General features: G+C 70.8%; 21 protein-coding genes, 2 tRNA genes, 1 rRNA gene and 1 pseudogene. 8 read left to right on the top strand and 17 right to left on the bottom strand.

The window, feature by feature from the left end:
* Positions 1-165: 165 nt before the first annotated feature.
* The 4 genes from smpB to ftsE form a co-directional block, all read right to left on the bottom strand.
* The gene (smpB, locus tag IXW69_RS03150; protein WP_194784922.1) at positions 166-696 is read right to left on the bottom strand and encodes an SsrA-binding protein SmpB; all 531 of its coding nucleotides are present in this window, start codon (positions 694-696) and stop codon (positions 166-168) included.
* A 155-nt stretch (positions 697-851) separates the two neighbouring features.
* Positions 852-2,180, bottom strand: a complete 1,329-nt coding sequence (locus IXW69_RS03155) for a M23 family metallopeptidase (protein WP_228524612.1) — start codon at positions 2,178-2,180, stop codon at positions 852-854.
* Between the two features lie 4 nt (positions 2,181-2,184).
* A complete protein-coding gene (gene ftsX / locus IXW69_RS03160; protein ID WP_194784923.1) occupies positions 2,185-3,102 on the bottom strand; it encodes a permease-like cell division protein FtsX in 918 nt (305 codons plus the stop codon).
* 21 nt (positions 3,103-3,123) lie between these two features.
* Positions 3,124-3,813, bottom strand: a complete 690-nt coding sequence (ftsE, locus tag IXW69_RS03165; RefSeq protein WP_194784924.1) for a cell division ATP-binding protein FtsE — start codon at positions 3,811-3,813, stop codon at positions 3,124-3,126.
* A 133-nt stretch (positions 3,814-3,946) separates the two neighbouring features.
* Here ftsE and IXW69_RS03170 point away from each other — a divergent pair, with 133 nt between their 5' ends.
* The gene (locus IXW69_RS03170) at positions 3,947-4,450 is read left to right on the top strand and encodes a TY-Chap domain-containing protein (RefSeq protein ID WP_194784925.1); all 504 of its coding nucleotides are present in this window, start codon (positions 3,947-3,949) and stop codon (positions 4,448-4,450) included.
* On the opposite strand, the gene IXW69_RS03175 is transcribed toward IXW69_RS03170, so the two are convergent.
* The 4 genes from IXW69_RS03175 to IXW69_RS03190 form a co-directional block, all read right to left on the bottom strand.
* Positions 4,434-5,120: a single-stranded DNA-binding protein gene (locus IXW69_RS03175; RefSeq protein WP_194784926.1), complete on the bottom strand. Its 687-nt coding sequence runs from the start codon at positions 5,118-5,120 to the stop codon at positions 4,434-4,436. The genes IXW69_RS03170 and IXW69_RS03175 overlap by 17 nt on opposite strands.
* A gap of 173 nt (positions 5,121-5,293) precedes the next feature.
* Positions 5,294-6,823, bottom strand: a complete 1,530-nt coding sequence (locus IXW69_RS03180; RefSeq protein ID WP_194784927.1) for a GTPase — start codon at positions 6,821-6,823, stop codon at positions 5,294-5,296.
* Positions 6,820-8,523 (bottom strand): GTPase domain-containing protein, encoded by a 1,704-nt coding sequence (locus IXW69_RS03185; RefSeq protein WP_194784928.1) that lies wholly within the window; start codon positions 8,521-8,523, stop codon positions 6,820-6,822. The genes IXW69_RS03180 and IXW69_RS03185 overlap by 4 nt, the downstream gene beginning before the upstream one ends.
* Positions 8,524-8,667: 144 nt before the next feature.
* Positions 8,668-8,743 (bottom strand) — tRNA-Arg (locus IXW69_RS03190).
* A gap of 221 nt (positions 8,744-8,964) precedes the next feature.
* Between IXW69_RS03190 and orn the strand changes: the two genes are divergently transcribed.
* The 6 genes from orn to IXW69_RS03220 all read left to right on the top strand — a co-directional run bounded on the left by orn (position 8,965) and on the right by IXW69_RS03220 (position 13,044).
* Positions 8,965-9,585, top strand: a complete 621-nt coding sequence (orn, locus tag IXW69_RS03195; RefSeq protein WP_194784960.1) for an oligoribonuclease — start codon at positions 8,965-8,967, stop codon at positions 9,583-9,585.
* 322 nt (positions 9,586-9,907) lie between these two features.
* A tRNA-His gene (locus IXW69_RS03200) sits at positions 9,908-9,983 on the top strand.
* A gap of 69 nt (positions 9,984-10,052) precedes the next feature.
* Positions 10,053-10,772: a hypothetical protein gene (locus IXW69_RS03205; RefSeq protein WP_194784929.1), complete on the top strand. Its 720-nt coding sequence runs from the start codon at positions 10,053-10,055 to the stop codon at positions 10,770-10,772.
* A 78-nt stretch (positions 10,773-10,850) separates the two neighbouring features.
* Positions 10,851-11,483 (top strand): hypothetical protein, encoded by a 633-nt coding sequence (locus IXW69_RS03210; protein ID WP_194784930.1) that lies wholly within the window; start codon positions 10,851-10,853, stop codon positions 11,481-11,483.
* On the top strand, positions 11,480-11,998 hold the full coding sequence (locus IXW69_RS03215) for a hypothetical protein (protein WP_194784931.1): 519 nt from the start codon (positions 11,480-11,482) through the stop codon (positions 11,996-11,998). Before IXW69_RS03210 ends, IXW69_RS03215 begins: the two co-directional genes overlap by 4 nt.
* Before the next feature lie 14 nt (positions 11,999-12,012).
* Positions 12,013-13,044 (top strand): hypothetical protein, encoded by a 1,032-nt coding sequence (locus tag IXW69_RS03220; RefSeq protein ID WP_194784932.1) that lies wholly within the window; start codon positions 12,013-12,015, stop codon positions 13,042-13,044.
* Positions 13,045-13,184: 140 nt separating this feature from the next.
* On the opposite strand, the gene cimA is transcribed toward IXW69_RS03220, so the two are convergent.
* The 7 genes and pseudogenes from cimA to IXW69_RS03255 all read right to left on the bottom strand — a co-directional run.
* Positions 13,185-14,888: a citramalate synthase gene (gene cimA, locus IXW69_RS03225; protein WP_194784933.1), complete on the bottom strand. Its 1,704-nt coding sequence runs from the start codon at positions 14,886-14,888 to the stop codon at positions 13,185-13,187.
* Between the two features lie 166 nt (positions 14,889-15,054).
* Positions 15,055-16,215 carry a branched-chain amino acid aminotransferase gene (locus IXW69_RS03230; protein ID WP_194784934.1) on the bottom strand — a complete coding sequence of 387 codons (1,161 nt, stop codon included), beginning with the start codon at positions 16,213-16,215 and terminating at the stop codon, positions 15,055-15,057.
* A 103-nt stretch (positions 16,216-16,318) separates the two neighbouring features.
* A complete protein-coding gene (locus tag IXW69_RS03235) occupies positions 16,319-17,539 on the bottom strand; it encodes a nucleotide sugar dehydrogenase (protein ID WP_194784935.1) in 1,221 nt (406 codons plus the stop codon).
* Between the two features lie 69 nt (positions 17,540-17,608).
* Positions 17,609-18,682 carry a 3-isopropylmalate dehydrogenase gene (locus IXW69_RS03240; RefSeq protein WP_194784936.1) on the bottom strand — a complete coding sequence of 358 codons (1,074 nt, stop codon included), beginning with the start codon at positions 18,680-18,682 and terminating at the stop codon, positions 17,609-17,611.
* A gap of 107 nt (positions 18,683-18,789) precedes the next feature.
* Entirely contained in the window at positions 18,790-19,821 is a 1,032-nt protein-coding gene (ilvC, locus tag IXW69_RS03245) for a ketol-acid reductoisomerase (RefSeq protein ID WP_194784937.1), read from the bottom strand.
* A gap of 9 nt (positions 19,822-19,830) precedes the next feature.
* Positions 19,831-20,343 carry an acetolactate synthase small subunit gene (ilvN, locus tag IXW69_RS03250; RefSeq protein ID WP_194784938.1) on the bottom strand — a complete coding sequence of 171 codons (513 nt, stop codon included), beginning with the start codon at positions 20,341-20,343 and terminating at the stop codon, positions 19,831-19,833.
* Between the two features lie 4 nt (positions 20,344-20,347).
* Positions 20,348-22,165, bottom strand: a pseudogene (locus IXW69_RS03255) (acetolactate synthase large subunit); the annotation flags it as partial.
* Positions 22,166-22,385: 220 nt separating this feature from the next.
* Between IXW69_RS03255 and IXW69_RS03260 the strand changes: the two are divergent.
* Positions 22,386-23,999: an aspartate:alanine exchanger family transporter gene (locus tag IXW69_RS03260; protein WP_194784940.1), complete on the top strand. Its 1,614-nt coding sequence runs from the start codon at positions 22,386-22,388 to the stop codon at positions 23,997-23,999.
* A gap of 138 nt (positions 24,000-24,137) precedes the next feature.
* Here the strand turns inward: IXW69_RS03260 and IXW69_RS03265 are convergent, their stop codons facing one another.
* Both IXW69_RS03265 and rrf read right to left on the bottom strand, forming a co-directional pair.
* Positions 24,138-25,496, bottom strand: a complete 1,359-nt coding sequence (locus IXW69_RS03265; RefSeq protein WP_194784941.1) for a threonine/serine exporter family protein — start codon at positions 25,494-25,496, stop codon at positions 24,138-24,140.
* A gap of 381 nt (positions 25,497-25,877) precedes the next feature.
* Positions 25,878-25,996, bottom strand: a 5S ribosomal RNA gene (rrf, locus tag IXW69_RS03270).
* Positions 25,997-26,001 lie beyond the last annotated feature (5 nt).

Below are 26,001 nucleotides of genomic sequence, written 5' to 3' on the forward strand. Positions count from 1 at the left end.
GACGACCGGAACCGCAACAAGGGATCGCGCCAGGAGGGAGAGCCGGAGCCACGCTGCGGCTCAGACGCTCCCCAACCCTCGCTCGGGGCGCTGCGGGGATGAGAGGGACGGGCCCCGCACCGGCGGAGCGCTCGTGAGGCCGCGGCGCCTCGCAGCACGGTGGGCTCAGCCCCGACGGCGGTTGACGGCCGACATCGCTCGCGCGGCCTCGCGCTTGTCCTGGGCCTCGCGCAGCGACTGGCGCTTGTCCCAGTCCTGCTTGCCCCTCGCGAGAGCGATCTCGATCTTGACGCGTCCGCCGATGAAGTAGAGCTCGAGCGGCACGATCGTGTACCCCTTGGCCTGGACGCGCTGAGCCAGGCGATCGATCTCGGCGCGGTGCAGGAGCAGCTTGCGCTTGCGACGCGGGGCGTGGTTGTTCCACGTGCCCTGCAGGTACTCGGGGACGTGCGCGCCCTCGAGCCAGGCCTCGCCGTGGCGGTCGATCTCGATCCACGCCTCGGTGAGCGAGGCCCGCCCCATGCGCAGCGCCTTGACCTCGGTTCCCGTCAGGGAGAGCCCGGCCTCGTAACGGTCCTCGATGAAGTAGTCGTGGGTCGCCTTCTTGTTCCGGGCGATGGTCTTGTGGGCGTCGGAGGCGGCCTTGGCACGCTCCCCCGCCGTGGGCTTGCGCGGCTTCTCGGGCTTCTTGGCCATGAGCGTCTCCTTCCCCTGGGTCCCGCTGGACGCGGCGGCGCCGGCTCGGCGCGCGGCGCGGTTGCTCAGCCTACGCGAGGCGTCAAGGCGTGGCCCGCCGGCCCGCGCAGGCGAGCGACGGACCGCCAGCCGCACCGGTGACCGCCCGCGACGGCTCAGAATCCGGGCAGGGTCATGGGGTCCAGGGTCTGCCCGTTGATGTGGACCTCGAAGTGGCAGTGGGGTCCTGTCGCGCCGCCCGTGTGCCCGGTGAGGCCGATCTGGTCCCCCTTCGAGACGGTCGCCCCGTCCGGGACGGAGTAGGCGGACAAGTGGCAGTAGGCGAGGACGACGGACTGGCCGTTGATGATCCCGCCGTTGATGTACATGCCGTTGCCGCACGAGGAGTTCTGGTTGTAGGTGACCGTGCCGGAGACCGCGGCGTACTGGGGCTGGCCCTCGGCGGCGACGAGGTCGACGCCCGCGTGGAGCTTGCGGACCCCGGCGATGGGGTGGACGCGGTAGCCGTAGGGCGAGGCGACCGTGAGGGGCCCGGTGATCGGGTGACCGATAGCGCCGGAGCCGAGCGAGGAGGCGTCCACGGAGCCGCTCGTGCCCGTGTAGGCGGCGGAGGCCTGGTTCTGCGCGTCGATCTCGGCGATCTTCGCGGCGGCGGCGGCCTCGTCGGCACTGGCCTGCTTGAGCTGCTCCTCGAGGTCGCCCTTCTGGTCCTCGAGGGTCTTGGCGGCGTTCTCCTTCTCGGTCTTGAGGCTCGCGACCTCGTCGCGCTTGGCCTGAGCGTCGTCCTTGGCCCTCTGTGCGGCCTTCGCGGCGTCGTCCGCCTGCTTCTTGAGGGTGGCGACCCGGGCGGTGGTGGCGTCCTGACGCGCCTTGCGGTTGGCGGCCCGGGCGCGCTCGGTCTCAGCAGCCTGGAGGGCGGACTCCTGGACGCCGGAGGCGATCTCCATGGTGTCGGCACGGTCGGTGAGCTGCTCGACGTCGTCGGAGGAGAGGACGTAGGACCATGAGGTGAGGGAGTTGTCCCCCTGGTAGGTGGAGACGACGAGCTGGCCGACGCTCGACTCGGTCTCGTCGGCGGTCTTCTTGGTGAAGTCCGCGTCCTTGGTGAGCTCGTCGAGGTCGGTCTGGGCGACGTCGAGCTGGTCGGATGCCGTCTGCTGCTCGCGTTCCTTGGTGGCGAGCGTCTTCTCCGCCGTGGAGAGGTCGGACTCCGCGGTCGAGAGCGACTGGGTGGCGGTCTGCAGGTCGAGGTAGGCCTGGCCGAGCTCGGAGGAGACGCCCTCGAGGGAGGCGGTGAGCTCCTGCTCCTTCTGCTGGGCCGAGGACTGCTGGTCGGCGGCGTCGGAGCGTTCATCGGCCTGGACGGCGCTCATCGGCGCCATGACGACGACGGCGACGGCGGCCGCCACCGCGAGTCGGCCCCGAGGTCCCACGGGGGTGGCGATGAGCCGACGGCGCGCGGCTGAGACCTGCGAGAGACCCATGAGATCAGACCCTCGTGTACTTCCGCAGCGAGAGGGCCGAGGACAGCGCCGCTATGAGCACCGCCGCGAGCAGCAGCCAGGGTGCCAGGCGCAGTACGTCGCTCGTGCCGATGAAGGCGGAGGTGAACTTGATGGAGCCGGCAAGCCAGTCGGTGACGACGTACTTGACGCCGACGAAGAGCGCGCCGACGGCGAGCAGCGCACCGATGAGCGCCGCGATGACGCCCTCGAGGACGAAGGGCAGCTGGATGAAGGTGTTCGAGGCGCCCACGAGCCGCATGATGCCGGTCTCCCGCGAACGACTCATGGCGGACAGGCGGATGGTCGTCGTGATGAGGAGGATCGCGGCGAGCGCCATGACGGCGGCGAGGCCGCCGGTGATCCACGAGGCTCGGTTCATGACGAGGAAGAGCGGCTCGAGGGTGGAGCGCTGGTCGACGACGCGCTCGACGCCGTCGCGACCCTCGAACTGCTCGGCGACCACCTGGTACTTCTCCGCGTCCTTGAGCTTGATGCGGAAGGACACGGGCATCATGTCCTCGGTGGCGTTGCGACCGATCGACGAGTTGCCGTAGGCCTTCATGAAGTTCTTGTAGGCGGCCTCCTTCGACTCGATCGTGTAGGAGGCGACGTAGGGCTCGAGAGTCGTGGAGTTGACGAGCTTCTCGACGGCGCCGATCTGCGCCTGGGTCGCCTCGCCCGAGGAGCACTGCGGGTAGGAGGAGGACGGCGGGCACATGTAGACGCTGACCTCGACCTTGTCGTACCAGTCGCCCTTCATCGTGGAGATCTGCGCCTGGAGGAGGGCGGAGGCGCCGACGAAGAGCAGGGAGACGAAGGCGACGAGGATGACGGAGACCGTCATCGCGAGGTTGCGGGTGAGTCCCTTGCCGGTCTCGGAGAGGACGTAGCGGAATCGCATGGTGGTACTCGCTCCCTTGGCTCAGCGGTCGGAGCCGTAGACGCCGTTGGCCTGGTCGCGCACGACCTCACCGGCCTTGAGCTCGATGACGCGCTTGCGCATCTGGTCGACGATCTCGTCGTCGTGGGTGGCCATGACGACCGTCGTGCCCTGGCGGTTGATGCGGTCCAGGAGCCGCATGATGCCGACGGAGGTGGAAGGGTCGAGGTTGCCGGTGGGCTCGTCGGCCAGGAGGATCTTGGGGCGGTTGACCATGGCGCGGGCGATGGCGACGCGCTGCTGCTCACCGCCGGAGAGCTCGTGCGGCATGCGCTTCTCCTTGCCGGACAGGCCGACCAGCTCGAGCGCCTCGGGCACGGCGGTCTTGACGTAGTGCGCGGGCTTGCCGATGACCTGCGAGGCGAGGGCGACGTTCTCGATGACGTTCTTGGACTCCAGGAGCCGGAAGTCCTGGAAGACGAAGCCCATCTCGCGGCGCAGCTGGGGGACCTTCCAGGAGGAGACCTGGGAGAGGTCGCGGCCCAGGACGTGGACGCGCCCGGAGGTGGGGCGCTCCTCGCGCAGGACGAGGCGCAGGAAGGTGGACTTGCCCGACCCGGAGGCTCCGACGAGGAAGACGAACTCGTCGCGCTCGATCGAGATGTCCACGTCGTCGAGGGCCGGACGGGCGCCCCGCTTGTAGACCTTGGACACGTGGTCGAATCGGATCATCGAATGTCTGCTCTCCTGGCCGAGACGGGTGCGAGCGCACCCCGGTTCGCGGTCACCGTAGCGAGGGCCGGGCGGAGCAGGGCGGCGGACACGCGGGTGAGTGCTGTGGCGCCCACCCCGATACCCTGGCCGTATGACGACCTCCTCCCCCGCTGACGCCGGCGCCCCGGCCCCCGCTCCCCTCGACGACGTCGTCGACCGCGGCTCGTGGCAGGCCTTCGGCCCGTCCCTCGCGCGGTACCTCGAGGAGGTCCCGGTGGGGACGACGATCCTGCTGACGGCGCCGGCCCCGGTGGTCACGGAGGAGTCGGTGGCGACGCGTGGCGGGCTGCGCTCGTGGTTGCGGCGCGGGCCGCGACGGGTGCCGAGCCCGGAGGTGCCGGGGCTCGTGCTGCTGCGCCGCGGTGACGGCGTCGAGGTTGACGCGCCCGTACTGGACGCGGCCGGTCGGGTGCTGCTGAGTGAGGACGCGTGCGACGAGATGGGGCTGCTGGGCTGGTCGCGCGAGGAGGACCTCCTGCGTCGTCTCGTCCCCGAGGCCGGCGCCGCGGCAGACGCCGCGACGCGCGCGCTCATCGAGATCCTGCGGGTGGCGCACCCGGCCGACCTCGACCACCTCGTCACGACGGCAGGCTGACGCCCTCCTCGAGGTCGGCAAGGAGGTAGGGCGGCGTGCTCGCCTCGGTCTCCTCCCCCGTCGCTGGGCCACCGGACGGCGCGATCGTCGCCGTGCCCTCGGCGCCGCCGGTGGCGTCGGTTCGGCTGGTCTCCTCGGCCCCGCTCCCCTCGACGCCGTCAGAGTCCGACGCGCCCGTCGCCCAGTGCTCCTGAGAGAGGCCGGCGCCTGCCGCGGAGCCCGCCGTCGAGCCCGCGGAGGCGGCCGACGGCGCGCTGGAGGCCGAATCCCCTGAGGGGCCTGAAAGCGCTGAGCCTGCCGCTCCCTCGCTGCCGGATCGCGTGTACCGGCTGTAACCGCGGGTGAGGTCGTGGCCGGCGGTGATGAGGGTGAGGACGTTGCTCGTCGTCTCCCCGCGCTCCCCGCTCCAGGTCTCCTGACTGAGTCGTCCGTGCAGGAGGACGGGCTCACCCTTGCGCAGGGAAAAGGCGAGGTTCTCGGCGAGCGCGCCCCAGGCCTTCGCGGTGAGCCAGACGGTCTCACCGTCGCGCCAACCGCCGTCGGCGGTGCGGACGGAGGGCGTCGTGGCGGCGCGGAAGCGGCAGAAGGGGCGCTTGTCCTCGCCGACGTGGCTGAGGACCGGGTTGGTGCCCAGGACGGCCTGGACGGTGAGCTCGGGCTGGCGGGTCATGACGGTGCTCCTGACGGATGCGTGCTGCGACCGGCTGCTGCGCCGGTCGGGCCGGTCTTGGTACCGGTCCTCGACCAGCGTGGCTGCAGTCCGGCTCCGTCTGTTGCGCACGGTCCAGCGCCTGTGGAGCTGCCCGTCACCGCGGCGCCTGTGCGGCCCGGGATCGCTCCGCGTCAGAGCCCGAGCGCGGCCTGCAGCACCTCGTGCCGGCGCAGGACGTTGTCCGCCGGGGTCGCCAGCTCGGCGGAGACGACGGCGTCGAGGCGCTCGCGCACGCGCGCTGCGTAGGCCTCCGCCTCGCGGACGGCGCGGCGCCGTCGGGCGGCTGTCGCCCAGGCGAGCAGGACGACGCCGAGCACGATGAGCACCGCCGGTGCGACGGCCGCGGTGGCCGCACCACCGGCGCCTCCGAGGGCACCGCCCGTCACGGCGGCGAGAACGCCCCAGCCGACGCCGGCGACGAGGGCGAGGAGCCCCAGCCACCAGGCGATCTCGATCCCGGCGCGGTGCGCGGCGGGGAGCCCCACGGCACCGGCAGCCTCACCGGTGGCCGTGGCGAGGGGCGCCGGGCGGGAGGCGGCCTGGTCGACGGCACGCACCCACGGCTCGGGCAGTCCCGGCGTCGTTCGGGCCAGCCACGAGTCGCGCACGGCCTCCGCCTCGGAGACGGCAGGCGCGCCGGGGTGGGCGAGGGCCGGCGGGCGCAGCCGGGCGAGGCCGGTGCGGATGGAGTCGGCGACAGCGGTGGCGCCGCCGGCGCGCATGAGGGCGTTCGCTGCGGCGGCGTCGATCTCGGCGTCGTGGGCGACGCGCCTCGGGGCGACGGCGCCGCGCAGCCGGCCGGTAATGGCGTCGAGCTCGGCGTCGGCGGTGCGGGCGGCGTTGGACTCGATGCCGACGCGGCCGCGCAGGATCTCGCGCAGGCGCGCCATGTTGTCGCCGCGGACGGCGGAGACGGGGAGGACCTCGACGTCAGTGAGGCCATCAGCAGCGAGGAGGGCGTGGACGTCGTCGAGGAGGGGCTGGACGCCGGACTCGGGAACGGTGTCGACCTGGTTGACGAGGACGAGCATGTCCTCCTCGCGGGCGCCGAGGTCGCGGAGGTAGCCCTCGTGGAGGGCAGCGTCGGCGTACTTCTGCGGGTCGACGACCCACAGCAGGACGTCGGCGACGGGCACGAGGCGGTCCACCTGGAGGGCGTGGTCGGTCGTGACGGAGTCGTAGTCGGGCACGTCGAGCAGGACGAGGCCCGCGAGCTCGTCCTCGTCGTGGGCGTCGAGCAGGGACTCGCGGCGGATCCGGCGCTTCGGTGCGACGCCGAGGAAGTCGAGAAGGGCCTCGGCGTCGTCGCCCCACGAGCAGGCGGCCGCGACGGATGTGGTAGGCCGGCGCACGCCGACGTCGGCGAAGTCGAGGCGGGACAGGGCGTTGAAGAGGGAGGACTTGCCGGATCCGGTCCCCCCGAAGAGGGCGACGACGGTGTGGTCCACGCCGAGCTCAAGGCGCTCCTCGACGCGGTCGAGGCCCTCACGGGCGGGGCCGGCGAGCCACGTGGGGACCTCGTCGCCAGCGGTCGCGAGTGCCGAGCGCAGGGTGTCGAGGCGGGTGGCGAGCCGGGCCGAGTACTCGGACTCGGCGCGGTGGCGGCCGGCGGAGCGCCCGGTCGCAGCACTGATAGAGGGCGTGGTGGGGGTGGATGTCATGCGGCGGCTCCGGGACGGGTGAGGGGCGTGAGCTCGCCGGCGCGCAGACGCAGGGCCGCTGCGAGCGAGGGGTCGGGTGCGGTCAGGGCCTGCGCGCCGCCGACGCCGACCCCGGAAGGGGACTCGACGGCGTCGGAGAGGGTGCGCTCGATCGTGGCGTCGAGGGCGGTGCGGGCAGCGGCGAGCGGCTCGTCGAGGCCCAGTCGGTCACAGGCCGCGCGGGTGCCGTCGACGCCGACGGCGGCGGCCAGGACGAGGTCCCGTGCGGCGTCAGCCGTGAGGCCGCACGGAGGCTGCGCGTGGCCCGGCAGCGCCGTGAGGCCGTCGGCCCAGGCGGTGACGGCGCGGCGGGCCACGGTCTCGCCGGCCGTGGCGCGGGCCGTGTCGGCGGGCGCATCGGTCGGGCCGGTGCTCGTCCGCTGGGCGCCGGCCACAGCGACCGGGGCGTCCTCGGCCTCGGCGTCGTCGTTCCCGCGGCTCGTGGCGGCGGCGCGCAGGCGGTCGGCCTCGACGGCGAGCGTGACGACGGCAGCGTCGAGCCGGGCCGCGATCGAGGTACGAGCCTCCTGCGCGACGGAGGCGAGAGCCTCGGAACGGCTCCTCTCGGCACGGCCGAGCAGGCCCCGGCGCAGGCGCTCGCCCTGGGAGAGCGAGGCGAGCGGGCCGCCCGAGGAGGCGAGGGAGACCCAGCGGGTGGACGGGGCTCCCTCCCCCAGGCGCCCGGTGCCGAGGTCCTCGCGCAGGACGGTGAGCCGCTCGGCGGGGAGGGCGGTGAGGGCGGCGTCGAGCGCGTCGGCTGCGTCCGCCTGGGCGTCGACGGCGTCGGCGAGGGCGGTGAGGTCGGTGCGCATCGCGGTCCACACGCCCCGACCGGTGCGGCTGATGAGGCCGGCGGCGCGGTGGCGGCCGGCGAGGGCGCGCAGCCAGGCGCGCAGCTCGGCGACGAGCTCGGTCGGCAGGAGGCCCTCGTTGGGGCCGACGTCGGGCACGACGAAGAAGGGCGCGTCCGCGAGGCCGAGCGCGTCGAGGCGCTCGAGGAGGTCGCGGCGCACGACCTTGAGGGAGGCGTCCGGGACGCGGTTGAGGACGACGCCCGTCGGGGTGCCGCGCCGAGCCGCCTCCTCGAGCGAGGCCCAGGGGGTGTGGTCGCCGTAACGAGCAGCGGTGGTGACGAACAGCCAGAGGTCCGCGGCCTCGAGGAGACGGGCGGCGAGGCGACGGTTGCCGGCGTGCACGGAGTCGAGGTCCGAGGCGTCGACGAGGGCGAGGCCAGCCGGGACGACCTCCGAGGTGACGGTGCGGCAGACCTGGGCGACGGGGTGCTCGGCGAGGGCGGCCGCGTCCTCGGTGCTGGTGACGAGAACGGGCGTGCGCGTGGTCGGGCGCAGGATGCCGGCCTCGGAGACCTCGCTGCCGAGGATCGAGTTGACGAGGGTGGACTTCCCGGCGCCTGTGGAGCCTCCGACGATGACGACAGCGGGCGCGTCGGCGTCGGCCAGGCGCGGGAGGACCTGGTCACGGAGCTGGTCGGTGAGGCGGTCGCGCAGGCGGCGGGCGTCGTCGACGCCGTCGGCGGCGAGCGGGAGGCTGAGGGACTGGAGGGAGGCGAGGGTGTCGCTGAGGACGTCGGAGAGCCGGCCTCGGCTGAGCGCGGTGACAGGGGCGTCGCCGTCGGGGCTCGAGGGGTCGGGGAGGGCCATGGGGCCACCTTAGGAGGGGGTGGCGACGGACCCCGGTATTGGTCCGCAGGGTGCGCGCCCCGGGCGGGGCACGCGTCCACCGGACGGAGGAGCCCGCGCGCTTGGGCGGATCGGCGTCGGGGGGGGGCGAGCCCGCGAGCGCGGTGGTGCCCCCGGCCGGACTCGAACCGGCAACCTGCGGATTAGAAGGCCGATGCTCTATCCATTGAGCTACGGAGGCGGGCCCCCCACCCGCCTCGGGCGCCGGGAGCGCGCCAAGACTACGACACGCGGGAGCCGTCCCGGCACGACGACCACCACGCGCACAGGCGCCGCGGCCCCGGCCGCGCCCTCCCCCGGGCCACGTGCCCCCGGCCCCTCGGACGCGCTCGCCGCCTACGCCGCGCACCCGCCAGGGACCGCGATCACGCCGGCGCTAGACTTCCCACCGTGAGTCGACAGATGAGTACCTCAGATCCCCTGGTGTGGATCGACTGCGAGATGACCGGCCTCGACCTCAGCGCGGACGCGCTCATCGAGGTCGCCGTGGTCGTGACCGACTACGAGCTCAAGCCGCTGGGCGAGGGCATCGACGTCCTCATCAAGCCCCCGGCCGTCGCCCTGGAGCAGATGAACGACTTCGTGCGCAAGATGCACACCTCCTCCGGCCTGCTCGACGAGCTCGAGGAGGGCCTCACGATGGAGGAGGCGCAGCGCCAGGTCCTCGACTACGTGAAGTCCCTGGTCCCGGAGGCCCGCACGGCGCAGCTCGCCGGCAACTCGGTGGGCACGGACAAGACCTTCCTCGCGCGCGACATGCCCGAGCTCATCGACTACCTGCACTACCGGATCGTGGACGTCTCCTCGATCAAGGAGCTGGCGAAGCGGTGGTACCCGCGCACCTACTTCCAGTCCCCGGAGAAGCACGGCGGCCACCGCGCGCTCGCGGACATCCTCGAGTCGATCGACGAGCTGCGCTACTACCGCGCCGTCCTCTTCCCCAAGGGCGAGGGCCCGACGAGCGAGGAGTGCCAGGCCGTGGCGGAGGACATCGTCGCGCACCCGACGGCGGACCGCGCCTGATCCGCTCCCCTGAGCCATCCGACGACGCCGGTCGCCGCCTCCGCGCGGTGGCCGGCGTTGCCGCTTCCGACCCCGGCCGATCCCGTCCACGTCGCAACGTCTGGCTGCCCCCTCCCGCCCGAGCTCGCCCCGCCCCGTCGCGGCCCGCCCCGCCCGAGCTCGCCGCGCCCAGCGGGCCCCGCTCCATCGCACCCTGAGCCGTCCGACGTCGGCACCTGGGGCGCCGCTCAGCACCACGTGACGCAGTGCACGGGCTCCGGTTTGGCCCATCCCGGTACGAGCCGATAAAGTACCGACTCGTTGCGACGCGTTCGCAGCGATGGTGGCTGTAGCTCAGTTGGCAGAGCGCTTGGTTGTGGTCCAGGAGGTCGCGGGTTCAAGCCCCGTTAGCCACCCCATCACGAAGGCCCCGGCTCATCGAGTCGGGGCCTTCGTCGTGCCCGACGCGCCGCTCACACGATCCCGACGTGAGTCGCCTCATCCACGCGCAGATAATTGTCATGCACGCGTGCAAGACTTTCACTATTGGCACAGGGTTCGAGGAGGTCATCCGGATGACGAAAGACGTCTGGAGCCACCAGAACAAGACGTGGCAGGAGGTCCTTGAGGTAGCACGCGAGTACGGCTGGCACGCCGAGCGCGCCTCCAACCATGGAGGGCTGATCCTCCAGTGCCCAGAGCACGCTCCGGAGCACCGGATCCGAATCTTCTCCACGGGGCGAGGAACCGAATCCGTGGCACAGTCCTCCCTCAAGAGGGTGCAGCGATGCGGTCATCGCGATGTGTCGGTGGTTTTGACGACGATCCGCACGCGTCTCGACGGTGCAGAGCGGCTGCTCGACGGCGCCGAGGCACTCCTCGCCCTCGCGGATGCCGAGCAGCGAATCGAGGACATCCTCGCGAACCTCGACGACGCGAGCGGTGTCCTGAGTGAGATGGAGCAGGACTTCGACGCAGCCATGATCGACCAGGAGGCGGCGCAGCGCCGTGCCGCGGCGAGCCTCGGTGGGGAACGCTCCTCGATGGCCCCTGCGGACCTGACACGGGACGCCACCTCATCCCTCAGGGAGGCCAATCTGAAGCTGCGCGACGACCTGCCTCGCAGGCACTCCGAGTGGCAGCACCTCAAGGAGCGGCACGACTCCCTGAAGCAGAGCCTGCTGTCGCTTCGCTCCGAGCTCCGCTGAACGCTGTGGGAATACCCACGCGCAAATCCGGTTGGCACTTGTCAACCTTCACGTACAGTATCGGCAGGAGGAACCACCATGGAGTACCCCACTGTTGAGGTCACGCTCAGCGTGACTGGCATTGACCTTGATGATGAGTCGACCGCCGAGTTGCTCGGAGCCCGTTTCCCGCTGATCTTGTGGGAGGAGCGTCCAGGTCTGACACTCATGACGCTCAACGTCGCGGCACCTCGTGCGCTGGATGAGGCGGTCATCACCTACCGCGATCTCGCACGGGCCGTCCCAGCCCTGCGCCTCGTGGGCGTCCACCGGGATCTCGTGACTACCTCTCAGATCGCTGTACGGGTCGGCGTCTCCCGCGAGGCCGTGCGGAAGTGGACGAGCCGCTCTGACTTCCCTGCCGTGTTTGACTGCGTCGGCATCGACTTCCAGCGGCTCTGGGCATGGACCCAGATCGTCGAGTGGTTGCGAACCCGCCGTGGGGTCTTGGTGGACGACTCGCTCCTCACGCTCGAGGAGATGAGTCAGCTGGAGACCGCTCTCGCCCGCGTGACGTCAACGGCACCTCAGTGGAAGGACCTGCCGGCTGCCGGACGCCCGTCTCCACGAACGACTACGGCGACGATGGCGCAGGTGGTCCGGCTCAAGCCCGCCATGGCCCCGCGCACCGACGCCTGGGCTACACCGGCCACCAGGGAGAAGGTCTCGTGAGTGAGCCGGACGCCAAGGTGACTCACTCCCGCTCAGTCGCTGAGCACGCCGGGATCGCGGCGATCGTCGCGGGCACTGAGCTGCGCAACGTGCGCGTCGACGAGGTGCACGCGGGTCCGGTTGGTGCAGTCGGCCCCGAGATGCAGATCGACGTGACCCCACTTCCACCCCAGTACGACTGGTCGAGCGACCCGGAGATGCTGCTTGTGCGGGTCGGCCACTCACTCACGTGCCGGCTCGACGGGTCCGAGGGCGGCGAGACACCGATCATCGTCTTCCACGTCGCGGAGTTCTCCGCCGAGCCGGACCTGGTCGTGGAAGACGCTGATCTCGCGGCGTGGATCCAGACGAACGCGTACTTCCTCGTCTACCCGTACGTCCGTCAGTCCCTCACGGCTCTTACGGCAGCACTCGGCCTGCCTCCGCTGGTCCTCGGCTATCTGCGTCGGGACGAGCTACCGAGCTTTGGAGCGCCTGCGGCGTCCCAGGCTGGCGATGTGGGTGCACCGGCCTGAGCACGTCACTGCCGATGAGGACCGCAGTAAAGCGCCCTGCCCACGCCACGAGTCACCTCCTCGCGGGTCCTCGCGGTCGGCGTCTCCTGCTCGACCTGCTCCTCGATGACCGCGAGACCTGGCGTCCCGAGCTCGAGTCTCTGAGCGCGCGCGACCTCGCCGCCCGGCTCGCACCGCTCCCCCTGCCGCGTCTCACCGAGGGCTCGCTCATCCGCGCGCTGAGCGTGCGGGTCGGGCAGGCCCTGTACTGGCAGCCGCAGGAACCGTTCGAGACAGTGCTCGCCGCCCCGCCCGTCGTGGACGCGCTTCGCCGCGTGGCCGCGCACGTGGCGTCATCCCCGCTCACCGAGTGGTGGTGGTCCACCATGAGCTCCTCGCAGGCCCAGGTCACGTGGGCCGACGACGACGCCCCTCCGGCTCCCGTTCTGGGTCACCCCGCCGCAGCCCTGCAGGACGACGTCGTCCTGCGCACGCAGATGGAGGACGCGGCCTCCACTACCCCGTTCCCGGACGCCCCGGCCGACGACGCCTCGGGCGCGTGGTGGTCGACGCCGTCTCGATGCGTGCCGACGTCGTCGCGGCGTCTGTCGGACGGCTCCCCCGTCGGCCTGTGGTGCGAGGAGGACGGCGACGGAGCGGTGCGAGCGGTCGTGCGCGGCGTCCACGTCCCCGACGACGCGCACGTTCTTGAGATCCGCTCGCCGGAGGACTGGGCTGACCTGTGCCGCCGGCACCCGCTCGTCGTCACGCGATCGGTGCGCCACGACTGGTTCTGCACGACCGGCCGTGACGGCGCCTGGGTGATGCCGGACTGGGCCGCGGTGGCGGCCGACGGCGTCGACGGCGTCCACCTGCCGGTGGCCTCGTACCTCGCGCTCGCCGGTCGCGCCATCGAGGTGGATGACGGCGTGGCGAGCGTCGTCGCCGGATGGAACCCGGACGAGACCTTCGGGCTGAGCGGGCTGACCCCTGCAGGCTCCGACGTCGTCGCGTGGCGCTTCACGCCGGACGAGTACGTCGGGACCTGGGAGCCTGGGGTCGGCTGAGCTCGACCGGTGCCCGGCTGACCGCTACCTGCGCGCGGTTTCGCGGCGCCGTGCTCGGCACCAACCAGACGCCTGCGGACGAGAGCGACGCCGACGGCGCATCGCTCGTCCAGGGACGTCCTGCTCGCGCACGTACGAAGTTACCGCGGCTCGAGCCCGGCGCGGATGAGTCCGACGACGTGCCCGTCGGTCAGCGCCTCCCAGGAGGCCTCGATGATGTCGGTGCCCACGCCCACGGTGGACCAGGTGCGCTCGCCGTCGGTGATGTCGACGAGGACGCGCACGATGGCCTGCGTCCCGCGCTCGGAGTCGAGGATGCGCACCTTGAAGTCGGTGAGCTCGAAGCCTCGGATCTCGGGGTAGGTCTCGGCGAGCGCGTCGCACAGGGCGTGGTCGAGGGCGTTGACGGGTCCGTTGCCCTCACCGAGGACGGCGTAGCGCCGCCCGCCGACCCACATGCGCACGGTGGCCTCGGACTCGGACTCGGTGCCGCCGTCGACCGGCAGCAGCTCCTCCCCCGGCGCCGGCCGGGCCGCGACGGACGCCCGCCAGGACTCGACGCGGAAGTACTCGGGCAGGTCACCACGTGCCTCACGCAGCAGCAGCTCGAAGGAGCCGTCGGCGGCGTCGTAGGCGTAGCCGCGTGCCTCGCGCTCCTTGACGGCGGCGGTGACGCGACCGAGGAGCTCGGCGTCGCCGTCGGTGTCGATGCCGAGCTCGCGGGCCTTGAGCTCGATGGAGGCGCGCCCGGCCATCTCGGAGACGAGCATGCTCATCGTGTTGCCGACGCGCGCGGGGTCGATGTGCTGGTAGAGGTCGGGGTCGACCTTGATGGCGGACGCGTGGAGACCGGCCTTGTGGGCGAAGGCCTTGGAGCCGACGTAGGGCTCGCGGCCCGACGGCGCCCGGTTGGCGATCTCGCCGACGCGCCGCGAGACGCGGCTGAGCTCGGCCAGGCGGCGGGCGCGCTCGTCGTCGTCGCCGGGAAGCGCGATCCAGGGGGTCTTGAGCTCGAGGTTGGCGATGAGGGTGAGGAGGTTGGCGTTACCGGTGCGCTCGCCGAAGCCGTTGACGCAGCCCTGGACCTGGCGGGCTCCGGCGTCGACGGCGGCCAGGGCCCCGGCGACGGCGAGCCCGGAGTCGTCGTGCGTGTGGATGCCGATGGTGCAGGCCCCGCAGCCAGCCTTGTCGAGGGCGGCGCGCAGCTCCTGGACGGCGTCGGCGATGCCGCCGGGGAGGGTGCCGCCGTTGGTGTCGCAGGGGATGACGGCGGTGGCGCCGGCGCGGGCGGCCTCGAGGGCGACGGCGACGCCGTAGGCGGGGTCGTGGGTGAGGCCGTCGAAGTAGTGCTCGAGGTCGACCATGACCTCGCGTCCGGCGGCGGCGAGCACCTCGACGGTGTCGCGCACCATGCGGAGGTTCTCCTCGCGGGTGGTGCGCAGGGCGCGCTCGACGTGGACGGGGTCGGACTTGGCGACGACGGTGACGACGGGGGCGCCGGAGCTGATGAGGCCGCGCACCTGCTCGTCGCCGGCGGCGTCGGCGCCGGCGCGGCAGGTGGAGCCGAAGGCGACGAGCCGGGCGGCCTGGAGGTCGAGCTCGGTGCGGGCGCGCTCGAAGAGCTCGGTGTCCTTGGGGATGGCGCCGGGCCAGCCGGCCTCGATGTAGGCGACGCCGAGCTCGTCGAGGAGGCGTGCGACGGCGAGCTTGTCGTCGACGGTGAAGGAGACGGACTGCTGCTGGGCGCCGTCGCGCAGGGTGGTGTCGTAGACGGCGACGGTGGGCCGGGTAGTGCCCGCCGGGCTGCTCGACGGCTCGCTCGGCCGGCTGCTCGTGGTTGCCATGTCCCGGGGCCTCCTCGTGCTCCCGCGCGGGCGGGGTCCCGGCGGCCGCGTCAGTGTGCCACGGCGCGCGCGGGCGGCGCGGTGGCGCCCGGTGCGTGATCGGCTGCACCGGTGAGGACCTCGTGTGCAGGCGCCCCGACGCTCCGCGCAGGTCCGTCTGAGTGGGTCAGACCAGGCGGTACATCCAGTTGTACGGGTCCTCGTAGCGGCCGTACTGGATGCCGGTGAGACGGTCGTGGATCTGGCGGGTGACCTCCTGGCCGGAGATCGTCACGTCGAAGCCCTCGCCCTTGAGGTGGCCGAGGGGGACGACCACGGCGGCGGTGCCGCAGGCGAAGACCTCGGTCACCTTGTCGGACTCGATGTCCGCGAGCAGGCCCTCGAGGGTGATCGTGTCCTCGACGACGCGACGCCCCTCGTCCTGGAGGAGGCGGATGATCGCGGAGCGGGTGTTGCCCTCGAGGATCGTTCCGGTCAGGTGCGGGGTGCGCACGGTGCCGTCGGCGTCGACGACCATGATGTTCATGCCGCCGAGCTCCTCGAGGTTCTTCTCGGTGACGTCGTCGAGGAAGCACACCTGGTCGCAGCCCTGGGCGGCCGCCTCCTGCTGGGGCAGGAGGCTGGAGGCGTAGTTGCCGCCGGTCTTGGCGAAGCCGGTGCCGCCACGGCCGGCGCGGTGGAAGTCCTGGGCCACCCAGATGCTGATGGGCTCGAGCCCGTGGGTGAAGTAGGCGCCCGACGGGGAGGCGATGACGTAGTAGTCGACGACGCCGCCGGCGTGCACTCCGAGGAAGGCCTCGGAGGCGAACATGTAGGGGCGCAGGTAGAGGGACTCGCCGTCACCGGAGGGGACCCACTCCTGGTCGGCGCGCACGAGGTCGACGAGGGAGGCGATGAAGTCCTCCTCCGGGAGCTCGGGCAGGGCCAGGCGCCGGGCGGAGAGGTTGAGTCGGGCGGCGTTGTAGCGGGGCCGGAAGGTCCAGATGGAGCCGTCGGCGTGACGGTATGCCTTGATGCCCTCGAAGACCTCCTGGCCGTAGTGGAGGACGGCGGCCGCAGGGGACAGGGAGATGTCCCCGAAACCAACGGTCTCCTGGCTCCCCCACCCCTCTCCGCGGGTCCAGCGGGCGTGGGCCATGTGGTTGGAGAAGACCCTACCGAACTGGAGGTCGGTGAGCGCCTGGGTCCGCTCGGCGTCGGTGGCCGGGTGCGCATTGGGCGTGAGCGGGAAGCGGCCCGCGAGCTCGTCCGCGGCGGGGACGGGGACGGCGGCGGCCTTGGCCAGAGAGGTGACGAGCGAGTCGGGGGTGGAGGCGGCGTCAGACATGGCCCCAGGCTACTGCCGGCCCAGTGATCGGACAGTGAGTGGCCGCATCCTGGTCGCTCTAGACCGACGAACGGCGACGGGGACGCCTCAGCGTCCCGCCGTCTTAGTCACGACGGAAGAGGTCGCGCGTGTAGACCTTGTCGGAGACGTCCGTGAGCTCGTCGTTCCAGCGGTTGGCGACGATGAGGTCGCAGCGCGCCTTGAACTCGGACAGGTCGGAGATGACCGGCCAGCCGTGGAACTCGTCGACCTCGAGGGTCGGCTCGTAGATGATGACCGGGACGCCCTTGGTCTTGAGGCGGTCCATGACGCCCTGGATGGAGGACTCGCGGAAGTTGTCGGAGCCGGTCTTCATGGTGAGACGGTGGATGCCGACCACCGGGTGGGCGGTGCCGCCGTAGACGAGCTCGACGACGCGGTGGAGGATCTCCTCGGTGATGAAGTCCTTGCGGACGTCGTTGGCCTCGACGATGGCGCCGATGAGGCTCTGCGGGACGTCGCGGTAGTTGGCGAGGAGCTGCTTGGTGTCCTTGGGCAGGCAGTAGCCGCCGTAGCCGAAGGACGGGTTGTTGTAGTGGGAACCGATGCGGGGCTCCAGCCCGACGCCCTTGATGATGGAGGCGGCGTCCAGGCCGCGGGTCCCGGCGTAGGTGTCGAGCTCGTTGAAGAAGGAGACGCGCAGCGCGAGGTAGGTGTTGGCGAAGAGCTTGACGGCCTCGGCCTCGGTGGAGCGCATGATGAGGACCGGGACGTCCTGCGCGCGGGCGCCCTCCACGAGCAGGTCGGCGAAGGTCCTCGCCGAGGCCGCGAGCGACTCCTGCTCGGGAGCGTTGGCCGACACGCCGACGATGATGCGGCTCGGGTAGTAGTTGTCGTGGAGGGCGCTGCCCTCGCGGAGGAACTCCGGGGAGAAGAGGATCCGGGCGCCCGGGAAGCGCTCGGTGAGCTCGGCGGCGTAGCCCACCGGGACGGTGGACTTGACGACGATGGTGGCCTCGGGACGTGCCTCGAAGGCGTCCTCGACGACGCTCTCGACGAGGGAGGTGTCGAAGTAGTTCGTCGCGGGGTCGTAGTTCGTCGGGGTGGCGACGAGGACGAAGTCGGCTCCCTCGTACGCGGTCGCCGGGTCGGTCGTGGCCGTGAGGTTGAGCCTCCCGGAGGCGAGCTGCTCGGAGATGTCGGCGTCGACGATCGGGGAGGTGCCGGCGTTGATGAGCTTGACCTTCTCGGCGTTGACATCCAGCGCGTGAACCTCGTTGTGCTGCGACAGTAGCACGGCCAGCGACAGGCCGACGTAACCGGTGCCTGCGACGGCGATCTTCATCCGAATTCCTCTCAGTGCTCCCACACGGACTGTTGAACCCTACAGCAGGACGCCACCGCCGGAACCGGCTCAGGCCCGCAGTGCGGAGACGATCGCATCACCGATCTCGGTCGTGGACCGGACCAGCGGGGCTCCCGCCCGATTGGCCTCAGCGCGCGCGGCCATGTCGGCGTCGACCGCGGCCTCGACGCGCGCCGCCGCCTCGCTCTGGCCGATGTGCTCAAGGAGGATGGCGACGGCGGAGATCGTCGCCGTCGGATCGGCCTTGCCCTGGCCGGCGATGTCGGGGGCGGAGCCGTGGACGGGCTCGAACATGGAGGGGAACTCGCCGACGGGGTTGAGGTTGCCGGAGGCGGCGAGACCGATGCCGCCGGTCACCGCGCCCGCCTCGTCGGTGAGGATGTCGCCGAAGAGGTTGTCAGTGACGATGACGTCGAAGCGGGCCGGGTCGGTCACCATGTAGATCGTGGCGGCGTCGACGTGGCTGTAGTCGACGGCGACCTCTGGAAACTCCTCCCCCACGGCCTCGACGGTGCGGCGCCACAGGTGGCCGGCGTTGACGAGGACGTTGTGCTTGTGGACCAAAGTGAGGTGCTTCTTGCGGGACTGGGCCTTCTCGAAGGCGTAGCGGACGACGCGCTCGACGCCGTAGGCGGTGTTGATGCTGACCTCGGTGGCGATCTCGTGGGGCGTGCCGACGCGCACGGCACCGCCGTTGCCGCAGTAGAGCCCCTCAGTGCCCTCGCGGACGACGACGAAGTCGATGTCGCCGGGGTCGGCGAGCGGCGTGGGGACGCCCGGGTAGTACTTGGAGGGACGCAGGTTGACGTAGTGGTCGAGGGCGAAGCGCAGGCGGAGGAGGAGGCCGCGCTCGAGGACGCCGGACGGCACTGAGGGGTCGCCGACGGCGCCGAGGAGGATGACGTCCTGGGCCTTGATGGCCTCGAGGTCCTCGTCGGTGAGGGTCTCGCCGGTGCGGTGCCAGCGGTCGGCGCCGAGGTCGAAGGTCGTGGGCTCGATGGTGACGCCGGTGCCCGCGAGGGCGGCGTCGAGGACCTTGAGGCCCTCGGGCACGACTTCCTTGCCGATGCCGTCGCCGGGGATCACTGCGAGCTTAATGGTCTTCTGGGAGGACTCAGTCATGGGGCCAGGCTACGCAGAGCGGCCACCATCCGAGACCCGAGGTCCGGATGGTGGCCGCGTGCGTGGAGCGCCGTGCGGCGCCACGATCGGTGACGGTCAGTCAGCGATCAGCGGGCGACGGAGCCCTCCTGGTAGTCCTTGTCGATGTCGGAGCGCCAGGCGAACATGGAGCGGACCTCGTGACCGGTCTTCTCGATCGGGTGGGCCTCGCCCTCGGCGCGGAGCTTCTTGAACTCCGGGGCGCCAGCGGCCTGGTCGTCCATGAAGCGCTTGGCGAAGGTGCCGTCCTGGATGTCCTTGAGGACGGCCTTCATGTTCTCCTTGACGTCGGGCGTGATGACGCGCGGGCCGGAGACGTAGTCGCCGTACTCGGCGGTGTCGGAGCAGGACCAGCGCTGCTTGGAGATGCCGCCCTCGTTGATGAGGTCGACGATGAGCTTCATCTCGTGACAGACCTCGAAGTAGGCCATCTCGGGCTGGTAGCCGGCCTCGGTGAGGACCTCGAAGCCGTACTGGATCAGCTTGGACAGGCCACCGCACAGGACGTCCTGCTCACCGAACAGGTCGGTCTCGGTCTCCTCGCGGAAGGAGGTCTTGAAGGCGCAGGCGCGGGTGCCGCCGATAGCCTTGGCGTAGGAGAGGACGAGCGGCCAGGCGTTGCCGGAGGCGTCCTGCTCGACGCAGACGAGCACCGGGACGCCGCGGCCGGCCTCGAACTCGCGACGCACGGTGTGGCCGGGCCCCTTGGGGGCGACCATGATGACGTCGATGTCCTCGGCGGGCTTGATGTAGCCGAAGTGGATGTTGAAGCCGTGGGCGAAGAGGACCGCGGAGCCGGGCTTGAGGTTGGGCGCGATCTCGTCCTCCCAGAGCTTGGCCTGCACCTGGTCGGGGGCGAGGATGGTGACGACGTCGGCCCAGGCGACGGCCTCGGCGATCGGCTTGACGGTGAGGCCGGCCTCCTCGGCCTTGGCGACGGACTTGGAGCCCTCGCGCAGGCCGACGACGACCTCGACGCCCGAGTCGCGGAGGTTGAGCGCGTGCGCGTGCCCCTGCGAGCCGTAGCCGATGACCGCGACCTTCTTGCCCTGGATGACCGACAGGTCCGCGTCGTCGTCGTAGAACTTCTCAGCTGCCATGGTGGTTTCTCACTTCTCCTTGAGTTGGTCGGTGATGGATCGTGGGCCGCGCGTGATGGCGACGGCGCCGGACTGGACGATCTCCTTGACCCCGTAGGGGTCAAGAGCCTCCAGCAGCGCCTTGACCTTGTTCTCCGAGCCGACGGTCTCGATGACCACGGACGTCGGAGCGACGTCGACCACGTGCGCGCGGAAGAGGTCGACGATCTGGAGGACGGCCGTGCGGTTGGCGTCGTCCGCACGGACCTTGATGAGGTAGAGCTCGCGGCCGACGGAGGTCTCCGGATCGAGCTCGACGATCTTGAGCACGTTGACCAGCTTGTTGAGCTGCTTGGTCACCTGCTCCATCGCCTGCCCCTCGGCGTCCGCGATGACTGTGATGCGCGAGACGTCCTCATGCTCGGTCGGGCCGACGGCAAGGGAGTGGATGTTGAAGCCGCGGCGAGTGAAGAGCGCCGAGACGCGCGTGAGGACGCCGGGCTTGTTCTCGACCAGGACGGACAGCGTGTGCTTCTCGCTCACGGTCTCACTCCTCTTCCCACTGGGGGCTCATGCCCCGCGCGTACTGGATCTCGTCGTTGGACACGCCGGCGGCCACCATCGGCCAGACCTGGGAGTCCGCGGAGCAGATGAAGTCGACGACGACCGGCCGGTCGTTGATGGAGTTGGCCTGGGCGATGACGTCGTCGACGTCCTCGAGGCGCTCGCAGCGCAGCCCGACGGCACCGTAGGCCTCGGCGAGCCTGACGAAGTCCGGCACCCGCTGCGTCCCCGCTCCGGTGTAGAGGTCCGTGTTGGAGTAGCGCTGCCCGTAGAACAGCGTCTGCCACTGGCGGACCATACCGAGCGAGGAGTTGTTGATGATCGCGACCTTGATCGGGATCTCGTTGAGGGTGCAGGTGGCCAGCTCCTGGTTGGTCATCTGGAAGCAGCCGTCGCCGTCGATGAGCCAGACCGGGCGGTCCGGGGCCCCGACCTTGGCACCCATGGCGGCCGGCACGCCGTAGCCCATGGTGCCGGCGCCGGCCGAGGTGAGCCAGGTGTGCGGCTCGTGGAACGAGAGGTAGTGGGCGGCCCACATCTGGTGCTGACCTACGCCGGTGACCCAGATGGTGTCGTCGCTGGCAGCCTTGTCGAGGTGCGTGAGCACCTCCTGGGGCTGGAGGAGCCCGTCGTCAGTATCGGTCCACGACGTCGGATAGGTAATCCGGATGTGCTCGACCTCGGTGAGCCACTGGTCGATGTCGGCGCGCTCCTCGTCGGCGAACTGACGCTCGCAGGCCTTGGTGAGCGCGGGGACGACGTCCTTGAGGTCGCCGACGACCGGCACGTCCGCAGTGCGGATCTTGGAGATCTCGGCGGGGTCGACGTCGACGTGGATGATCGTGGCGCGCCGGGCGAAGGTGTCCGGCTTGCCGGTGACGCGGTCGTCGAAGCGGGCGCCGAGGCAGACGATGACGTCAGCGCGCTGGAGGGCGCCGACGGCTGCCACGGTCCCATGCATGCCGGGCATGCCGAGGTTGAGCGGGTGGCCACTCGGCAGGACGTCGAGGGCGGTCAGGGTCGTCGTGAACGGGGCGCCGATGAGGTCGACGAGGGCGAGGAGCTCGTCCTGCGGGACGTCGGCACGGTTGAGACCGCCGCCCAGGTAGAGGACGGGCCGCTCGGCGGAGGCGATGACCTCGGCGGCCTGCGCGAGCTTGCGCTGGTTGGGGCGGCCCGGCAGCGCGTAGCCGGGCAGCTCGAGGGCGCTGGCGGGCCGGTACTCGATCTCTGTCGTCTGGGCGTCCTTGGAGACGTCGATGAGGACGGGGCCGGGCCGGCCGGTCGCGGCGAGGTGGAAGGCCTCGGCGACGCGCGTCGGAATCTCCTCCGCCTTCGTGATGAGGAAGGAGTGCTTGACGAAGGGCATCGTCGCACCGATGATGTCGGCCTCCTGGAAGGCGTCGGTTCCGATGGCGCCGGAGCCGACCTGGCCGGTGATGGCTACCATCGGCACCGAGTCCATGTGGGCGTCGCCGATGGCGGTGATGAGGTTCGTGGCGCCGGGACCCGAGGTGGCGACGCAGACGCCGACGCGTCCCGTGGCCACGGCGTACCCCTCGGCCGCGTGCCCAGCGCCCTGCTCGTGCCGGACGAGGACGTGACGGATCCGCGAGCTCGTGAGCAGCGGGTCGTAGAACGGCAGGATGGCGCCTCCGGGCATGCCGAAGATGTCGGTGACGCCGATGTCCTCGAGCGCGCGCACGAGGGCCTCGGCGCCTGTCATCACCTGCCGGTCCTGGGTCGTGGAGGCGTCGGAGCGTTCCATCGATCCCCTCCTGTCCGTGTGGGTGGACCGACTGCGTGTCGGTGATGGGAACGTTACGCACCTGTGTCACTAGGGGAGCCGCGATCTCATATCGTGGAATCACCGCTCACCCATCGGGACGGGAGACCGTGCTCCGCCCCGGACCGAAGTCCGCCCTTCGTTCACCGCGGAGACGGCACAATCCTTCGGGAACGCAGTACACCCACCCGCCCCGCAACGACGCGAGGCGCATGAAAGGCCGGGCACCGCCGACGTGGTCATCGCACTCCTCTCCCATCTCGCGGAGAACGCCGTCCTCACCCTGTTCCTGCTCATCGGCATCGGCATGCTCATCGGGCACGTCAAGGCGAAGGGGGTCAGCCTGGGCGCCGCCGCCGTTCTCTTCGCCGGGATCCTTCTCGCAGCCTTCGCCGCCTCCGAGGGCGTCGTCATCGAGATCCCCGCACCCATGGGCACGCTGGGGCTCGCGATCTTCACCTTCGCCATCGGCATCCAGTCGGGTCCGAACTTCTTCCACGTCATCCGGACCGCCGTCGGGCCGCTGGTGGTCATGCTCGCCGCCTTCGTCGCTGCGGCGGCCGCCGGGTACGCCGTCGGGAGCGCGCTGGGTCTGAGCCCCGCCATGATCGCCGGCGCCTACGCGGGGGCGCTCACGAACACGCCGTCGCTCGCCGCGGCGGGCAACGCGGCCACGCTCGCCGGCAACGCCGACGGGGCCGCGATCGCGACCGTCGGCTACGCCGTCGCCTACCTCTACGGCGTCATCGGGATGCTCCTCTTCTGTCTCCTCGCCCTGCGGTACCGCCGCGCGGACAGCGACGCGCCCTCGCCGTTGGTCAACCGGACCGTGCGCGTCGAGCGCTCGGACTCCCCCATGCTCGGCGACCTCCTCGAGACGATCCCCGGCGAGCTGCGCTTCTCCCGGCTACGGCGCGGCGAGACCGGACCGATCACGAGGCCGAGCCGCGAGGACCGCCTCTACGAGGGAGACCTGGTGACCGTCATCGGGACCCAGGACGCCGTGGGCCACGTCATCACTGCACTGGGCCACCCGTCCTCGCACTCGCTCATCGAGGACCGGCGCTACCTCGACTTCCGCAGGATCACGGTCTCCGACCCGAAGCTCGCTGGCCGCACCATCGCCGACATCGACGTCGACCACACGTTCGACGCGACGATCTCGCGCGTGCGGCGCGGCGACGTCGACATGGTCGGCACCCCCGACCTCGTCCTGCAGCAGGGTGACCGCGTCCGGGTCGTGGCGCCGACCGGCCGCATGAACGAGATATCCGCGTTCTTCGGGGACTCGACACGGGGCCTCGCATCGCTCAACCCGATCGCGCTGGGGCTGGGCATGGCACTCGGCGTCGTGATCGGCGAGTGGAAGTTCCTCACGCCGAGCGGGGCCACCTTCTCCATCGGCTCAGCGGCGGGGACGCTCCTCATCGGTCTGCTCTTCGGGCGCGTGGGACGAGTGCGCGGCTTCGTCACGGCCCTGCCCTACACGGCGACGGCCGTGCTCTCCGAGCTCGGTCTTCTCATGTTCCTCGCGCAGGCCGGCACGAAGGCCGGTGGGCAGATCGCCCACGCCTTCACCGGTGGTGACTGGTGGCGCATCCTCATCACGGGCTTCGTCATCACGACGATCGTGGGGCTCACGCTGTACGTGGCGATGCGTTGGGGCTTCCGCATGGGCGGGACACGCCTCGCGGGCCTCATCGGCGGTGCCCAGACCCAGCCCGCGGTACTCGCCTTCGCCAACGAGCGCACGGGCTCAGACCCGCGCGTCGCTCTCGGCTACGCGATGGTCTACCCGGTGGCCATGATCGTGAAGATCTTCATCGCACAGTTCCTCGGCGGGCTCTGACACGGTCCCCGGCCGTCATCAGCACGAACGCGGCGCCGTACCCCGGTGAGGGGTGCGGCGCCGCGTTGAGCGTGAGGGCGTGCGAGACGTGATGGCGATCCTGAAGCAAGGGCCGACGCCAGCGCTCCCGTCCCCGGGTCAGTCGTCGAGCTCGACGCCGTCCTCGACGATGACCTGCGCGGCCTCCGGCGCCGGGTGACCAGCGGCAGCGCTCTCAGCCTCGTCGTCGGGCAGAATGACGCGCACCGACGTCGGGGTGTCGTGGCGCCAGTTGTGGTCCGTGAAGATGCGCGCGAGGGCGAGGCCGACACCGATCGCGGTGATGACGAAGAAGACCTCGGCCAGGTTCGACGCGGCGGAGCCGACGGCGACGGATGCGTCGACAGTGGTGTTGTTCAGCGCAGAGATCGCACGATAGAAGGGCACGCCAGGGATCATGATGACGACGGCCGGCACCGACAGGGCGACCCGGGACAGGCTAGCCCGGTTGACGAACAGCTGAGCGAGCAGACCGATGGTGACAGCTGCCAGGCCGACGGCCATCTGCCAGGGCACGTTGAGGTAGTCGATGAGGAGCAGCCGTCCCGTGTTCGCGAGGGCGCCCACGATGGCCGCGAGGACACAGGCGCGGGTACCCGCGTTGAAGAGCATGGCGAAGCCGTAGGCCGCGATGAAGGAGCAGAAGAACCTCAGGAGGTTGAGGACCCAGCCTGTCGGGTAGGCGGTCGTCGTGGCGTCCACCTGCCAGCTGAACACATAGGTGACGCTCCAGACCGCGACGCCGGCAGCCGCCATCACGAGAACCACGTAGCCCGCACGCGACAGTGCGGAGGAGAAGTCCTGCCGCACCAGGTCGAGCATGGCCGTCACCATCGGGAAACCTGGAATGAGGAAGAGGATCGCGGAGATAATCCCTCCCTGGTGGTTCCCGGAGACGAGCCCGCTCGCACCGAGCCCTGCGACGACCGCCATGTAAACCCCCGAGGCGACGACACCGCAAACCAGCCAGGTGAAGAAGTGCTGGTACTTCCGCTCCAGCATCTGTCGGCGGACCCATTGCCCGATGAACGCGGCGACGAGCACCGTGAGGCACTCAACCCAACCGCCCTTGTTGAGAAAGCAGAATCCGGCGCATGCCACGCCGGACGCTGCGGCGTTGAGGAGGTCACCGTAGAGGGTGCGCATGTGGTCGATCTCGTCGAGCTTCTCATTGAGGTGCTCGACAGTCTCGTGGGCATGAAGGTCGTGGACGATACGGCGCAGCGCCTCGAGCTTGTCGACGTTGACGCCGACGCCCCGAACCTCGCAGGCCTCGGTGCGGAACCGGTCCCCTACGTACGACGAGGCGACGATCTCAGTCATCGTCACCGTCGCCTCGTGACGGTCGAGGCCGACGGCTGAGGCAGCACGCGCCATCGACGCCTTGATGCGGTAGGAACCAGCGCCTGCGGCCAGCATCATGCTTCCCAGCCGTAGGACCACGGCCGACTGGAGCATGAGCCGATCTGCGTCGATTGCAGGATCCGGGTCGTGCGGATCGTAGGGAACTTCAACGGAATGAGTCACGGCGCCATCGTCCCCGCTCAAGAGGCGAAGGTACAGGCCAGAGGGCCTAGGGCCCGTCTCACGTTCTCGCCGCAGTATCGGTCTGGTGGGGTGTCCCGCGGTTGTCCCCGCCCGCGGTTGCTGGGTTCACGGGTGCGGGGGCCTGGTGGCCGGCGGTGTGGGCCCGGCCCCCCTTCGACCTGGCAGGAGCTTGTGCGGGGCCGGGTGTGGGCCGGGCCGCGGCGCCCCAGGGGGCCCTGGGAAGACGTTTGGAGGGCGCGGGCCCACCGCACCAGTGTGCGGGGCCCACGCCCTCCAAACATCAACGTGTGTGCTCGGCGGTGTCCTACTCTCCCACACCCTAGCGAGTGCAGTACCATCGGCGCTGGGAGTCTTAGCTTCCGGGTTCGGAATGGGACCGGGCGTGAAACCCTCCCGCTATGACCACCGAGACGAC

This window comes from Actinomyces haliotis (assembly GCF_015355765.1).
In the GTDB taxonomy this organism is placed as follows: domain Bacteria; phylum Actinomycetota; class Actinomycetes; order Actinomycetales; family Actinomycetaceae; genus Actinomyces; species Actinomyces haliotis.